The sequence below is a fragment of the Streptomyces mutabilis genome (assembly GCF_046628145.1).
Classification (GTDB): Bacteria; Actinomycetota; Actinomycetes; order Streptomycetales; family Streptomycetaceae; genus Streptomyces; species Streptomyces mutabilis.
Genome location: NZ_CP176874.1, coordinates 2,551,273 through 2,566,461, shown reverse-complemented (window position 1 = coordinate 2,566,461; position 15,189 = coordinate 2,551,273). Strand labels below are relative to the sequence as shown.

The following is a 15,189-nucleotide window of genomic DNA, read 5'->3' as shown; positions in this document are numbered from 1 at the left end:
ACAACGATGGTCGGTGGACTTCTGACGCGTTCCCAGGACGCCGTCACCGGGTTCGTGCTCGCGGGACCCCGGCTGCTCGCCCGCGGCACCGCCCCCGCCGTGGGTGCCGCGGCCGGTGCCGTGGCGGGCACCGCGCGGGCCGGTGTGCGCGGCGCGGACTTCGCGGCGCGGGCGGCACGGGTCGCCCGCGCCGCGCTGCCCGGCGGCGGCAGCACCCGGGACTGGCGGGCCGGCAGCAGGGCGCACCTCGCGCTGCGGCCGGCCGCGACCGAGAAGGTGCGCCGGGCCGGCGGCATCGAACGCGTCGCGAGGCGCGTGGCGGCGGCCCTGGCCGAGCACCCGGACGTAGCGCTCGCCTACTGGGACACCGGCCTGGCCCGGCTGGTGGTGACCGCCACCGAGGACGCGCTCACCGACCGGGTGGTGGACCGGGCCACCGAACTCGCCGAACGGCATGGACTGACCCGGACGGACCAACCGGGTCCGGGCGATCCGGTGGAGGAGCTCGCCCACCCCGGCGACCCGGCCTCCGTGCGCGTCGCGGCGACCGCCCTCGGCGCCGACGTCCTGGGCATCGCCGCCGCCATGGCCGGCGCCCGCATGGGGCTGCCGCCCACCCCTCGCCTGGTGACGGCCGTGGCGACGCTGCTGCGCGAGAACCCCGCCTTCCGGGCCTGGCTGCGCGAACGGCTCGGCGCCCACGGCATGGACGTGGCCCTGGCCGCCGCCAACGCGGCCGTCCACGGCGCCGGACAGAGCTCCACCTCGCTCTGGCTCGACGGTGCGTTGCGCACCTGCCAGCTGACGGAGGCGGTGACCCGCACGGCGGCCTTCGAGGTCGTGCACGACCGACTGTGCCGCCCGGAACGGGACAGCCTGCCCGCCGACCCCGCCCTGCGCCCGCCCTTGCAGAGCTCCCCGGCCCAGGACTACGCCGCCCACGCCTCGACCGGCAGTGTGGCGGGCGCGGCGGCGACGCTGCTGGTCAAGCACGACGTGGCGGAGGCGGCCGAGGCGGTGCTCGCCGGATCCCCCAAGGCCGCGCGCTACGGGCCCGCCGCCTTCCACGCCGTACTGAGCGCCGCGCTGTCCCGTACCGGTGTGCTCGTGCGCGACCCCGAGCGGCTGCGGCAGCTCGAGATGGCCGCCACGGTCGTCCTGCACCCCAGCGCGCTGCGGGCGCCGGACGCGGGCGCGGACCCGTGGACGGAGGACGTGCTGGACGCGGCGCGCCGCGCGGGCCTGCGCGTGGTGATGGTGGAGGACCCGGCGCTCGCCGACTTCACCGGCCTGGCGGACCAGGTGGTCAGCGGCAAGCGGCCGTTGCGGGAGGTCGTGGACGAACTGCGCCCCGAGGGCGGCGTCATCACCGTCGTACGGCCCCGGCCCGGCGACGACGAGTCGCTGCTGGCCGGGCTGCTCGGCGGGGACGTGGCCGTCGCGCTGGCCGACGGGGACGCCCCGGTGGCCTGGGGCGCGGACGTGCTCGCCCCGCAGGGTCTCGCCGACGTGTGGCGGCTGCTGCGGGCGGTGCCCGCGGCCCGCGGGGTCGGACGCCGGTCGCAGACGCTGGCCCGGTCCGGCGCCGCGCTCTCCGGGCTGCTGGTGGCGGTGGGCGAGGCGCGTGGCAAGGGCAAGAAGGGCGGCGGGGGCGGTGGTTCGGCGCTGTCCGGGCTGCGGCACGCGCCCGTCGACGTGAGCGCGGCGGCGGCCCTGTTCTCCGGCACGCGAGCCGCGCTGGGTGTGGCGGCGGCCCGAGCCCCGCACCCCCGGGCGCGGGTGGCCTGGCACACGCTGGACCCCGCGGGAGTACGGGAACGCCTGGCGCGGGAGAAGGAGCCGGAGCCGTCCCTCGCCGAACAGCTGACGGCGCGGATGAAGGCGGCGGCCGACCGGGCGGGCCGTGTGCCCGTCCTCGCGCCGGTGAAGTGGACCTGGCAGCTGGGGCAGGCCGTGCGGGGCGAGCTGGACGACCCGCTCACTCCGGTGCTGGCGGTCGGGTCGGCGGCCGAGGCCATCCTCGGCTCCGTCATGGACGCGCTGCTCGTCGTCGGCGCGCTGGATCTGAACGCGCTGGTCGGCGGCTTCCAGCGGCTGCGGGCCGAGCGGGCGCTCTCCGGGCTGCTCGCCCAGCAGAAGCAGAAGGCGCGGGTCTCCGAGGAGGAGACGCACGACCCGTCGGCCGAGCCCCGGGTCGTGGACGCGGCCAAGCTCCACCCGGGCCACATCGTCGACCTCAAGGCCGACGACGTCGTGCCGGCCGACGCCCGGCTGCTGTGGGAGGACGGCCTGGAGGTCGACGAGTCGGCGCTCACCGGCGAGTCCCTGCCGGTGGACAAGTGCGTGGACCCGGTGACGAACGCGCCCGTCGCCGAGCGGCACTGCATGGTCTTCGAGGGCACGACCGTGGTCGCCGGACGCGCCCAGGCCGTCGTGGTGGACACCGGTGAGCACACCGAGGCCGCGCGGGCGGTCTCGCTGGCCGCGCGCACGCCGTCGGCGGCCGGTGTGCAGGCCAGGCTCCAGGAGCTGACCCGCAAGGCGCTCCCGCTCACCCTGGCCGGCGGGGCCGCGGTGACCGGTCTCTCGCTGCTGCGGGGGGCGCCGATCCGGCAGGCCGTCTCCGGCGGTGTGTCGGTGGCGGTGGCCGCCGTGCCCGAGGGGCTGCCGCTGGTGGCGACCGTGGCGCAGCTGGCGGCGGCCCGCCGGCTCAGCCGGCACGGCGTCCTCGTGCGCACCCCGCGCACGCTGGAGGCGCTGGGCCGCATGGACACCATCTGCTTCGACAAGACCGGCACGCTCACCGAGAACAAGCTGCGGCTGACCCGTGTCGCGGGTGCGGACGGCACGGTCCGCAAGGCCGGCGACCCGGACGCCGCCGACGCCGTACGGATCGCCGCGCGGGCCTGCCCCCGCCTCAACGGCGACGGCGCCCGACCCACCCACGCCACCGACGAGGCGGTGCTCGACGCGGCCGGTCCGGACCCGGAGTGGACGCAGGAGGAGGGCCTGCCCTTCGAGACCTCGCGCGGTTACGCCGCCGCCGTCGGACGGGACGGCGACGGGGCGCCGGTACTGGTGGTCAAGGGCGCCCCGGAGACCGTCCTGCCCGCCTGCGCCGACCTGCCCGCGCACGCCACCGAGGTGGCGCACGGCCTGGCCCGCGACGGACTGCGCATCATCGCGGTGGCCAGCCGGCCCCTGCGCAAGGGGGAGAAGGCCGCCGACGTCCTCGAACAGGAGCCGGAGAAGCTGGAGTTCACGGGGATGCTCGGACTGTCCGACGTCCCGCGCGAGACGTCCCCGGCCCTGGTGCACGGGCTGCGCGAGGCGGGCGTACGGCCCGTGGTGCTGACCGGCGACCACCCGCAGACCGCCCACGCCATCGCCGTCGACCTGGGCTGGCCCGAGGACGCGGTCGTGGTCACCGGTGACGAGATCGCCGCGGCGGACCGTTCGGCGCGGTCCCGGATGCTGCGGGACGCGGACGTCGTCGCCCGGGTGGCGCCCGAGCAGAAGCTCCAGGTCGTCGAGTCGCTGCGGGACGCCGGGCGGGTCGTCGGCATGGTCGGCGACGGCGCCAACGACGCCGCCGCCATCCGCGCCGCCGACATCGGCGTCGGCATCAGCGCCCGCGGCTCGGCCGCCGCCCGCAACGCCGCCGACCTCGTCGTCACCGGCGACGACCTGCTGGTCTTGGTGGAGGCGGTGCGGGAGGGCCGGGCCCTGTGGCACAGCGTCGCCGACGCCATCGCCATCCTGATCGGCGGCAACGCGGGCGAGGTCGGCTTCGGCATCCTCGGTACCGTGCTCGGCGGTTCCGCCCCGCTGTCCACCCGTCAGATGCTGCTGGTCAACCTGTTCACGGACCTCTTCCCCGCGATGGCGGTGGCGGTCACGGAGACCGGCGACCCCGAGCAGGAGGAGGACGACGCGGGCACGCCGCTCGGCACGGCGGTGCTGGGCGAGCCGCTGATCCGCCAGATCCGGCACCGGGCGATGACCACGGCCCTCGGCGCGACCGCGGCCTGGCTCTTCGGCCGCTTCACGCCGGGCACGCGGCGCCGCTCCACGACGATGGCCCTGTGCGCCGTGGTCGGCACCCAGCTCGCCCAGACCCTCGCCGACCGTCGCGGCAGCCGCCTGGTCCAGGTCACCTCCCTGGGCTCCGCCGCCGCCCTGGTCGCCCTGGTCCAGACGCCGGGCGCCAGCCAGCTCTTCGGCTGCACGCCGCTGGGTCCCCTGGCCTGGGCGGGCGTGGCGGCGGCGATCGTCCTGGCGCTGGCGGGACAGCGGGCGCTGCCGGCGGTGGAGGAGGCGGTCGTGAAGTACTGGCCGAAGGTGTCGGAGCGGCTGCCGGCGGTGGTGCGGAGCGCTTCCGCGTGAGCGGGCTCCCCGCGGGGCGGTCGAGTGCCGTCCGCGGGTGAGCGGGGGCCGATCGCGCAGTTCCCCGCGCTCCTGGGGCGTGCTTCGGGCCTGCCTCGGGAAGGTGCCGTCACGAGCGTGACGGCACCCGCACCTCCGCCGACTCCAGCCGCTCCGCGTTCCGTTCCGCCGTGCGGTGGGCCCAGTGGCCGGTGGTGAGGGCGCCGAGGGTCAGGACCGCGAGGCCGCAGGCGGTCAGGATCCACCAGCCGGGGCGGGCGGCGGAGACGAAGGTGTCGCGGTACGACGAGGCGCCCACGCCCGCCGCCAGCACCGCGCCGACCACCGCGACGCCGAGCGTCTGGCCGAGCTGGCGGCTGGTGGAGGCGACGGCGGCGGCCACCCCGGCCTGGGCGCGGGGCATGCCGGAGACGGCGGTGTCGGTGATGGGGGCGTTGACGAAGCCGAAGCCGACGCCGAACAGGACGTAGCCGATGAAAAGGGTGGCGTCGGAGGTCTCGGCCTCGAAGGCGGCGAACAGGACCCCGCTCACGGTCAGGGCGCCGCCCGCGATCAGCAGCGGCACCCGCGGCCCCCGGCTGCCGACCAGCCGCCCGGCGAGCGGGGCGCACAGGAAGGTCGGCACGGCCATCGGCAGCATCCACAGCCCGGCGTGCAGGGCGCTCAGCCCGCGCACGTTCTGCAGGTACAGCGTGGACAGGAACAGGAAGCCGCCCAGCGCGGCGAAGGCGCTGACCGCGATGACGGTGGCCCCGCTGAACGGCGCCGAGCGGAAGAAGCGCAGGTCGATGAGGGGTTCGGCGCGGCGGGGCTCGTACAGGAGGAGGCCGAGCAGGGCGGCCAGTGCCAGTGCGGCGAACGGCAGCACCGCGGTGAACCCGGCGTTCGGCGCCTCGATGATCGCGTACGTCAGGGAGCCGAACAGCACGATGACCATCAGCTGGCCCAGCGGGTCGGGGCGGCGGGCCTTCGGTGCGCGGGACTCGGGGACGAAGCGCAGGGTCAGGAGCAGGGCCGCGAGGCCCACCGGAAGGTTGACCCAGAAGATCGAGCGCCAGCCGACCGACTCCACGAGCAGGCCCCCGACCAGCGGGCCCGCGGCCATGGATATGCCGACCACCGCGCCCCAGACACCGATCGCGCGGGCGCGGTCGCGCGGGTCGGTGAAGGTGTTGGTGATGATCGACATGGCGACCGGGTTGAGCATGGAACCGCCCACCGCCTGGATCATCCGGAAGACGACCAGAGAGGACAGGTCCGGGGCCAGCGAGCACAGCAGCGAGCCCAGGGTGAAGACCACCAGGCCGGTCATGAAGACCCGCTTGCGGCCGATCCGGTCGGCCGTGGAGCCGGCGAGCATCAGCAGCGCGGCCAGCACCAGGGTGTAGGCGTCGATCGCCCACTGGAGTCCCGACGTGTTCGCGTGCAGGTCGCGCTGCACGGCGGGCAGGGCCACGTTGAGGATCGTGTTGTCGATGCTCACGATCAGCAGGCTCATGCAGCAGATGGCGAGCACGAGCATGCGTCGGCGGTGGGTGAGCTCGGGCACGGGCGCCATCGTACGCGCATTTCGATAGTGCGGTTAACTAATGACCGATGCATGATCTCTGTCCACAGGCGCGGCGGGCACTGCTCCGCGTGCGTGACAATGGAGGAATGTCCACGCCCACCACGCCCGCCCCCAGCACCCCCGCCCGGCCGTTGCAGGTCGGCCCGCACACCGTCGCGCCGCCCGTCGTGCTGGCGCCGATGGCCGGGATCACCAACGCGCCGTTCCGCACGTTGTGCAGGGAGTTCAGCGGCGGCAAGGGCCTGTTCGTGAGCGAGATGATCACGACCCGGGCGCTGGTCGAGCGCAACGAGAAGACCATGCAGCTGATCCACTTCGACGCGACCGAGACGCCGCGCTCGATCCAGCTGTACGGCGTCGACCCGGTGACCGTCGGCAAGGCCGTCCGCATGATCGCGGAGGAGGACCTCGCCGACCACATCGACCTGAACTTCGGCTGCCCCGTGCCCAAGGTGACCCGCAAGGGCGGCGGCTCCGCCCTCCCGTACAAGCGGAACCTGCTGCGGGCCATCGTCCGCGAGGCCGTGACCGGCGCCGGCGACCTGCCCGTCACCATGAAGATGCGCAAGGGCATCGACGACGACCACCTCACCTACCTCGACGCCGGCCGGATCGCCGTCGAGGAGGGCGTCACCGCCATCGCCCTGCACGGCCGCACCACCGCCCAGCACTACGGCGGCACCGCCGACTGGGACGCCATCGCCCGCCTCAAGGAGCACGTCCCGGAGATCCCCGTGCTGGGCAACGGCGACATCTGGTCCGCCGAGGACGCGCTGCGCATGGTGCGGGAGACCGGCTGCGACGGTGTCGTGGTCGGGCGCGGGTGCCTGGGGCGGCCGTGGCTCTTCGCCGATCTCGTCGCGGCCTTCGAGGGACGTACCGACGCCTACGTACGGCCCACCCTGCGGGAGGTCGCCGACGTGATGGTGCGGCACGCCACCCTGCTCGGCGAGTGGATCGGCGACGAGGCGCGCGGCGTCATCGACTTCCGCAAGCACGTCGCCTGGTACCTCAAGGGCTTCGCGGTGGGCTCCGAGATGCGCAAGAAGCTCGCCATCACCTCCTCGCTGGAGGCACTGCGTGCCGGGCTGGACGAGCTGGACCTCGACCAGCCCTGGCCCACCGGCGCCGACGGCCCCCGCGGCCGCACGTCCGGCAACAACCGCGTCGTCCTGCCCGACGGCTGGCTGAAGGACCCGTACGACTGCGCGGGCGTCGGCGAGGACGCGGAGCTGGACACCTCCGGCGGCTGATCAGCCCGTGGTGGGGTGCGGGACGGAGCCGTACGCCGTCAGGAAGCGGTCGCGGAACGCGCTCATCTTCCACACCGGCGCGTCCTGGGCGGGCTCCAGGCCCTCCGTCCAGTTCCAGTCGTCGACCGCGGCGAGCACCTTCGGGTCCTTGGCGACGATCGAGACGGGCACGTCCCGGCTCGCCCTGTCGCCGCTGACCCGGGCGAGCGGCTGGTGGTCGCCGAGGAAGACGAGGACGGTGTCGTCGGTGCCGTAGCGCTCCAGCCACTGGGTGAGGCTGGTGACCGAGTACTCGACCGACTTGCCGTACTCCTGCTTCGACCGGGTGGAGTCGGCGATGATGTCGGCCGCCTCCACGCCCGACGCCTCGATGCCCCCGTACACCGAGCCGTCGCCGATCTCGTCCCAGCCGACCATCCTCGGCAGCGGCGCCCAGGGCTGGTGGCTGGAGGTCAGGATGACCTCCGCCATCAGCGGCCGGTCCCGCTCCCTGCCGTGCTCCAGGCGCTGGAACGCCTCCAGCGCGTACTGGTCCGGCATGGTCGACCAGCTGAACTTCGGGCCCTCGTAGCCCACGTCGAACGCGTCGTAGACCTTGTCCAGCCCGTACCACTCCGCCTCCGGCCAGGCCTTCTGCACGCCCGGCATGACACCGACCGTGTCCCAGTGGCCGGTCTTCTCGAACGCCTTCGTGAGGGTGAGGTGGTCGCTCGCGGTGACGGTGCGGTAGCGCTGCTGGTTGTCCACCCACAGGCCCGACATGAAGGTGGAGTGGCCGAGCCAGCTGCTGCCGCCGAACGTGGCGGACGTGAGCCAGCCGCTGCGCGCCCGGAAGCCCGCATCGGCCAGCGCCTCCGTGCCGGTGTCGAGGACGCGGCCGACGCCGGGCGCCGTCACCGGGTCCTCGATGGCGCTGCGGCCGTAGCTCTCGACGAACGCGAAGATCACGTCCTTGCCGCGCAGGTCCGGCACGAGCCGGTCGCCGGGCGTGGCGCCGAAGCGGTCCGACTCGGCCTCCTTCGCGAACGCCGCCTCGTCCCGCAGGGTGTCCACCACCCGGTGCGCCTGCGCCTGAAGCAGGGCGGACGCGTTCGTCGTGGCGACCCGCGTCCCGAAGGTCTGTACGCCCAGTGCCACGCAGGTCATCCACACCGTGGCCGCCAGCAGCGCGCCCCGCGCCGCCCGCTCCCGGTGCGCGGCGAGCAGCTCGCCGAGCCGTACCACCGCCAGCGCCATGGCCACCAGCAGCGAGAGGGCCAGCGCGACCGCGCCCACGGCGGCCCAGGTCGCCGCCGCCCCGCCCATCGAGTCGGCCACGTACGACTGGGCGTCGTCCAGCAGCCCCCAGTCCAGGACGACGTCGAAGCCCCGGCCCAGGTACTCGGTGAAGCCCATGTCGAGCAGGTTCAGCACCGTCAGCGCCCCGAGGACGGTCCCGAAGAGCGCAGCCGCCGCCAACCGGGCCGCGCGGGGCAGGCAGAGCAGCAGGACCGCCCCGATGACCGCCTCCGCCGGGATGCGCGCGAACCGGTTGGGTTCGAGGGCGGCGAAGCTGTTCGGCAGCAGCAGGGCCCCGAGCACGAGCGCGGCGGCGAGGGCGGTCGTGGTGCGGCGGACGACGAGGGCGGTGCGCGGGTGACGGGTGCGCCAGGCGCGCCGGCGGTCGAGCCGGGCGCGCCAGGGGGCCAGGCGGGCCTGGAGGGCCTTGAGGGGCGTATGTGCGGCTGGGGCGGGTGTGTCGGGGGTGGCGGGGGCGTCGGCGCTCCGCGGCGGCCGGTGGAAAGGCGTGCTGACAGGCACCCGGAGTCCTTCCGTGCGTAACCCGGTGGTCGGCGGACCCGGCGAGGGGGCCGGGTCCGCCGCACCCTGTCGTACGTGCGCCGCGAGCGGTCCGTTCACCGGTCCGCATGGTGAAATCCGGCGGCCTGTGGCAGCGTGATTCTCGCCACCTCTGATAGAGGTCACGCTCAGATGAGCGGATCTTGGGCGGTTCCACTTCTCCAAGGGGTGGCACTGAGTGCCATACCATGATCGTTCATCGATCGAACTCAAACGTGGCGAATGACGCTCAAGTGAGCGGCGCTCGTGCGCTCCGGGGATTCATTCGTTCAAGAAGTGAAAACACAAGCCGTCGGTCGCTTGCCAAGCCTTGACTTTCGATCCGCTGGCGGACGAGTGGTTACAGGCGCATAACGCGCAAGTGGACGTACCCAGGTGCCTTTGATCTGGGTACATTCCTCGCCGTCAGGGCAGCCACCGCGTCCTCGAGGAGTCGAGACCCGTGTCGGAAAACAAAGATCCCCAGGTAACGAAGTTCGTTTACGACTTCACCGAGGGAAACAAGGACCTCAAGGACCTCCTCGGCGGCAAGGGCGCCAACCTCGCCGAGATGACCAACCTGGGCCTTCCGGTTCCTCCCGGCTTCACCATCACCACCGAGGCCTGCAAGACCTACCTCGACAGTGGCGAGGAGCCGACGGCACTGCGTGACGAGGTGAGTGCGCACCTCGACGCCCTCGAAGCGAAGATGGGCAAGAAGCTCGGCCAGGCCGACAACCCCCTCCTCGTGTCGGTCCGCTCCGGTGCCAAGTTCTCCATGCCCGGCATGATGGACACGGTCCTCAACATCGGTCTCTCCGACAAGTCGGTGCAGGGCCTGGCCAAGCAGGCCGGCGACGACCGCTTCGCCTGGGACTCCTACCGCCGCCTGATCCAGATGTTCGGCAAGACCGTCCTCGGCGTCGACGGCGACCTCTTCGAGGAGGCGCTGGAGGCGGCGAAGGCGGCCAAGAAGGTCACGGTCGACACCGAGCTGGAGGCCGCCGACCTCAAGAAGCTCGTCACCAAGTTCAAGAAGATCGTCAAGACCGAGGCCGGCCGGGACTTCCCGCAGGACCCGCGCGAGCAGATGGACCTCGCCATCAAGGCCGTCTTCGACTCCTGGAACGGCGAGCGCGCCAAGCTCTACCGCCGCCAGGAGCGCATCCCGCACGACCTCGGCACCGCCGTCAACGTCTGCTCCATGGTCTTCGGCAACCTCGGCCCCGACTCCGGCACCGGTGTCGCCTTCACCCGCGACCCCGCCTCCGGCCACCAGGGCGTCTACGGCGACTACCTCCAGAACGCCCAGGGCGAGGACGTCGTCGCCGGCATCCGCAACACCGTCCCGCTGGCGGAGCTGGAGCAGATCGACAAGAAGTCGTACGACCAGCTGATGCAGATCATGGAGACGCTGGAGAACCACTACCTGGACCTCTGCGACATCGAGTTCACCATCGAGCGCGGCCAGCTGTGGATGCTCCAGACCCGCGTCGGCAAGCGCACGGCGGGTGCGGCCTTCCGCATCGCCACCCAGCTCGTCGACCAGGGCCTGATCGACGAGGCCGAGGCCCTCCAGCGCGTCAACGGCGCCCAGCTCGCGCAGCTGATGTTCCCGCGCTTCGACGAGGACGCCAAGGTCGAGAAGGTCGGCCGGGGTATCGCGGCCTCGCCGGGTGCCGCGGTCGGCAAGGCGGTCTTCGACTCGTACACCGCGGTGAAGTGGTCCCGCTCGGGCGAGAAGGTCATCCTGGTGCGCCGCGAGACCAACCCCGACGACCTGGACGGCATGATCGCCGCCGAGGGCATCCTGACCTCGCGCGGCGGCAAGACCTCCCACGCGGCCGTCGTCGCGCGCGGCATGGGCAAGACCTGTGTCTGCGGCGCCGAGGAGCTGGAGGTCGACACCAAGCGCCGCCGGATGACCGTGCCCGGCGGGCACGTCGTCGAGGAGGGCGACGTCATCTCCATCGACGGCTCCTCCGGCAAGGTCTACCTCGGTGAGGTCCCCGTCGTGCCGTCGCCGGTCGTCGAGTACTTCGAGGGCCGCATGCACGCGGGCGCCGAGGACGCCGACGAGCTGGTCGAGGCCGTGCACCGCATCATGGCCTTCGCCGACCGCAAGCGCCGGCTGCGGGTGCGCGCCAACGCCGACAACGCCGAGGACGCGCTGCGCGCCCGCCGTTTCGGCGCCCAGGGCATCGGCCTGTGCCGCACCGAGCACATGTTCCTCGGCGACCGGCGCGAGCTGGTCGAGCGGCTGATCCTGGCCGACACCGAGGCCGAGCGCGAGGAGTCCCTGAAGGAGCTGCTCCCGCTCCAGAAGCAGGACTTCGTCGAGCTGTTCGAGGCGATGGACGGCCTCCCGGTCACCGTCCGCCTCCTGGACCCGCCGCTGCACGAGTTCCTGCCCGACATCACCGAGCTGTCGGTGCGCGTCGCGCTCGCCGAGTCCCGCCAGGAGCCGCACGAGAACGAGCTGCGCCTGCTCCAGGCCGTGCACCGCCTGCACGAGCAGAACCCGATGCTGGGCCTGCGCGGCGTCCGTCTCGGCCTGGTCATCCCCGGCCTGTTCACCATGCAGGTGCGGGCGATCGCCGAGGCGGCGGCCGAGCGCAAGGCCGCCAAGGGCGACCCGCGGGCGGAGATCATGATCCCGCTCGTCGGCACCGTCCAGGAGCTGGAACTCGTCCGCGACGAGGCCGACCAGGTCATCGCCGAGGTCGAGGCGGCCACCGGCGCCAAGCTCAAGCTGTCCATCGGCACGATGATCGAGCTGCCGCGCGCCGCGCTGACCGCCGGTCAGATCGCCGAGGCCGCCGAGTTCTTCTCCTTCGGCACCAACGACCTCACCCAGACCGTGTGGGGCTTCAGCCGCGACGACGTGGAGGCCAGCTTCTTCACGGCGTACCTGGAGAAGGGCATCTTCGGCGTCTCCCCGTTCGAGACCATCGACAAGGACGGCGTCGGCTCCCTGGTCGCCGCCGCCGCGAAGGCCGGCCGCGAGACCCGCCCCGACCTGAAGCTCGGCGTCTGCGGTGAGCACGGCGGCGACCCGGAGTCGGTGCACTTCTTCCACGAGGTGGGCCTGGACTACGTCTCCTGCTCCCCGTTCCGCATCCCGGTGGCGCGCCTGGAGGCGGGCCGGGCGGCGTCGCAGTCGAAGGGCAGCGACCACCGATAGCCCCCTGAGCGGGGCCCAGTCCCCGGAGCCGCCGTCTGTCACCCGACCACCCTCACCGATCGGCGGCGGCTCCGGTCCACGAGAAGAGGCGGCACCCTTGTGCGGGGGTGCCGCCTTTCTCGTCAGCCGGCGCCGTTGCCCCGGCGCCGACGCGCGGCCAGCAGCAGTCCGCCGCCGGCGAGCACGACGGCCGCGCCGCCCGCCGCGATGTACGGCGTCGTGTCGTCGCCGCCGGTCTCGGCGAGGTCGGTGCCCTGCTGCCCGACGGCCTCCTCGCCGCCGCCGGAGTTCTCCGCGTTCCCGGAGTCCCCGGAGCCGGCCGCGTCGTCGGAGTCCTTGTCGCCGGAGTCCTTGTCGTCGGCGGGTACGAAGCCCGCGGGCGGCTTGTCGCAGCCGACGCCGTCCTTGTCGCGGTCGAGGTGGTCGCCGTAGTGCTCGTCGCCCTCCTTGATGTTGGAGTACCCGGCGTCGTAGGCCTCGGTGCAGTTCTCGAACGGGTGGTTGCCGTCGTGCGCCTGGGCGGCGGCGGGCAGGGCGGCCAGGGCCACCGCGGCCAGGGCGACGGCGGCGGGCTTGCGGAGCAGCTTCATCAGGAGTCCCGGGAATGGTGTGGTGGAGCGGACGTGAGGTGACGAAGCTATTGAGGTGAGCAGGGTGTGGTGGAGATATGAAGGACTCGTGATGAGAACGTGATGTGACCGGACGGTAGCTCTCCGCTGTCTCCCGGCTGCCCGTCGGCGGGCTACGCCCGGAACGGTCCGCGCACCTCGTAGGTGATCCCGCCGGAAGAGCTGCCGCTCGTCCCCCGCTGGCTGGAGAAGTACAGCCGGGTGCCGTCGGGCGAGAAGGCCGGGCCCGTGATCTCCGAGCCGGACTGGCCGTCGATGCGCAGGAAGGGGGCGATCACGTCGCTCGGTGTGATCACGCAGATCTCCATGTTGCCGCCGTCCTCCGCCACGAACAGGTCGCCGGAGGAACTGCCGGTGACGTTGTCCACGCCGGTCAGCGGGGCCGTGCCGGACGTCACCAGGGAGTCGTCGTAGGCCAGCTCGATGGTCCGGGCGGCCGCGTCGTACTGCCAGACGCGGTTGTCGCCCTTGGTGGTGAACCAGCAGGTGTCGTCCGCGTAGTAGCAGCCCTCGCCGCCGTTGAACCGCTTGGCGCCGGAGACCTGGTTGCGGGTGGCCGTGGCGCCGGACGGGTCGGGCACCTTCGCCCAGGTGACCGGGCCGCTGGTGGCCGAGCCCGCGACCAGCACCTCCAGCGTGCCGGAGGAGAGGTCGCCCCAGGTCGTGGGGCGGAAGCGGTAGAAGCAGCCGTCGCTGACGTCCTCCGTCAGGTAGACGACCTCGCGGACCGGGTCGGCCGCCGCCGCCTCGTGCTTGAAGCGGCCCATGGCGTCCCGCCGCACCGCGGCCTTCACGCCCCACGGGTCGGTCTCGTAGACGTAGCCGCGGTCCACCTCCTCGCAGGACAGCCAGGTGTTCCACGGCGTCCGGCCGCCCGCGCAGTTCTGCCGGGTGCCGGAGAGCACCCGGTACGCCGACGTGATCGTCCCCGTGGCCGAGAACTTCACCGCGCTCGCTCCGCCGGAGGGGTTGATCTCCGAGTTGGAGACGTAGATCCAGCCCGAGCCGTCCGCGTAACAGGCGCCGCCGTCCGGGGCGTTGTGCCAGGTGTACGAGGTGCCCGCGACCCTCTGGCCGGAACGGGCGATCACCCTGCTGGTGAAGCCGGCGGGCAGTCGGATGCCGTTGGCGTCGGGTGCTCCGAGCGCCCCGTACGGGCCGCCGCCGGGCTGGGCGGGGGCGGCGTGCGCGGCACCGCGCCACAGGGCTCCGCCGAGCACGGCCGAGCCGCCGACGACGGCCGTGCGCAGGAGGGTACGACGTTCCACTGCTGCCTCCGGGTGTCCTGACCGGGGCCCGCCGCCGGTCGGCGGCGGGAGCGTTCGGCTACGGACCCTAGAGCGGCTCGGTTGACGGTGCATGGACAATCCGTGACGGCCGGGCGGCGTGCTCCCTCACCGGTCCACGGCCACCGCCGTGAACGTCGTCTCGGGCGTCTGCGGGCTGGTGAAGCGCGCGTTGACGAGATAGAGCCGGTCGCCGAAGCGGGCGGCCGTGGCGGGGACGTCGAAGCGGGGATCGGTGATCGTACGGCGCAGGGTCGCCCGGCCGGCCCGCGCGTCCAGGTCCCACACGCTGACCAGGTTGCGCCGGTTCTGGACGACGTACAGCGTGCGTCCGACGCGGACCAGGCCGTCGCCGTTGACGACGTCGTCCGCGCCGACCAACCCGATCCGGGTGGCGCGGCCGGTCCTGAGGCTGACGCGGTACAGCTCGCCCGGGGTGCTCCGCACGACGATCAGGCCACCCCCGTCCGGGGTGGTGACGATCCCGTTGGCGTTGATGACGTCCGGCGTCTGCTCCCAGTCGCCGGTCAGCTCCAGGGTGCGCACGCCGCCGCGCCGACCGCGCGGGACGCCGTGGAGGACGGGCCCGTACGAGTCGGTGAACCAGGCGCGGTCGCCGTGCAGGATCACGTCGTTGACGAAGTGGCCGGTGGCCCCGGTGAGCCGGTGGGTGTGCAGCAGCCTGCCGGTGCGGGCGTCGACGATCCGCGCGGTTCCGCCGCCGCCCCCGGCGACGTACAGCAGCCCGTCGTCGTCCAGCTTCAGGCCGATGGCCGCGAGGCCGGTGCCGCCCTCGTGGACGATCCGGCCCGCACCGGTGCGCAGGTCGGCGCGGTAGACGGCGCCGTTCGCGCGCGAGCCCAGGTAGGCGTACGGGCCGCGCCCGATGGCGATGCCCTCGGGCAGCCAGCCGTCGGGCAGCGGGAACTCCGTGGGCCAGGCGCGCCCCGGGGTGGCGGCCTGTACCGGCCCGGGGCCGGCGGCCACCGTGAGCGCGGCCAGGGCGGCACCGCCGAGCACCGTGCGCCGGGACGGGCGGGGACGGTTGCGAGTCATGGTGCGA

General features: G+C 73.3%; 8 protein-coding genes. 3 read left to right on the top strand and 5 right to left on the bottom strand.

Translation table 11 applies throughout. From position 1 onward, the window contains the following. Positions 1-6 precede the first annotated feature (6 nt). Positions 7-4,386, top strand: coding sequence for a cation-translocating P-type ATPase (locus tag ACLIN4_RS11410; RefSeq protein WP_307652855.1), 4,380 nt, complete (start codon positions 7-9; stop codon positions 4,384-4,386). 109 nt (positions 4,387-4,495) lie between these two features. On the opposite strand, the gene ACLIN4_RS11405 is transcribed toward ACLIN4_RS11410, so the two are convergent. After that, positions 4,496-5,935 (bottom strand): MFS transporter, encoded by a 1,440-nt coding sequence (locus tag ACLIN4_RS11405; protein ID WP_411575740.1) that lies wholly within the window; start codon positions 5,933-5,935, stop codon positions 4,496-4,498. Positions 5,936-6,042: 107 nt separating this feature from the next. Between ACLIN4_RS11405 and dusB the strand changes: the two genes are divergently transcribed. After that, the gene (dusB, locus tag ACLIN4_RS11400; RefSeq protein ID WP_100046984.1) at positions 6,043-7,209 is read left to right on the top strand and encodes a tRNA dihydrouridine synthase DusB; all 1,167 of its coding nucleotides are present in this window, start codon (positions 6,043-6,045) and stop codon (positions 7,207-7,209) included. Here the strand turns inward: dusB and ACLIN4_RS11395 are convergent, their stop codons facing one another. Then, positions 7,210-9,009, bottom strand: a complete 1,800-nt coding sequence (locus ACLIN4_RS11395; protein WP_290014924.1) for a CDP-alcohol phosphatidyltransferase — start codon at positions 9,007-9,009, stop codon at positions 7,210-7,212. A gap of 481 nt (positions 9,010-9,490) precedes the next feature. Between ACLIN4_RS11395 and ppdK the strand changes: the two genes are divergently transcribed. Next, positions 9,491-12,211 carry a pyruvate, phosphate dikinase gene (gene ppdK, locus ACLIN4_RS11390; RefSeq protein ID WP_100046982.1) on the top strand — a complete coding sequence of 907 codons (2,721 nt, stop codon included), beginning with the start codon at positions 9,491-9,493 and terminating at the stop codon, positions 12,209-12,211. A gap of 122 nt (positions 12,212-12,333) precedes the next feature. On the opposite strand, the gene ACLIN4_RS11385 is transcribed toward ppdK, so the two are convergent. From ACLIN4_RS11385 to ACLIN4_RS11375, 3 genes are all read right to left on the bottom strand, one after another. Continuing rightward, positions 12,334-12,801 (bottom strand): excalibur calcium-binding domain-containing protein, encoded by a 468-nt coding sequence (locus tag ACLIN4_RS11385; protein ID WP_411575739.1) that lies wholly within the window; start codon positions 12,799-12,801, stop codon positions 12,334-12,336. 152 nt (positions 12,802-12,953) lie between these two features. Beyond that, positions 12,954-14,108 (bottom strand): alkaline phosphatase PhoX, encoded by a 1,155-nt coding sequence (locus ACLIN4_RS11380; RefSeq protein WP_269955724.1) that lies wholly within the window; start codon positions 14,106-14,108, stop codon positions 12,954-12,956. Positions 14,109-14,234: 126 nt separating this feature from the next. Beyond that, positions 14,235-15,182, bottom strand: a complete 948-nt coding sequence (locus ACLIN4_RS11375) for an SMP-30/gluconolactonase/LRE family protein (protein WP_289903342.1) — start codon at positions 15,180-15,182, stop codon at positions 14,235-14,237. Positions 15,183-15,189: the final 7 nt, after the last annotated feature.

What these genes read in the sequence shown, in the direction of transcription:
- ACLIN4_RS11410 (WP_307652855.1), top strand. Translation starts at nt 7, where the DNA reads ATGGTCGGTGGACTTCTGACGCGTTCCCAGGACGCCGTCACCGGGTTC.
- dusB (WP_100046984.1), top strand. Translation starts at nt 6,043, where the DNA reads ATGTCCACGCCCACCACGCCCGCCCCCAGCACCCCCGCCCGGCCGTTG.
- ACLIN4_RS11385 (WP_411575739.1), bottom strand. Translation starts at nt 12,801, where the DNA reads ATGAAGCTGCTCCGCAAGCCCGCCGCCGTCGCCCTGGCCGCGGTGGCC.
- ACLIN4_RS11375 (WP_289903342.1), bottom strand. Translation starts at nt 15,182, where the DNA reads ATGACTCGCAACCGTCCCCGCCCGTCCCGGCGCACGGTGCTCGGCGGT.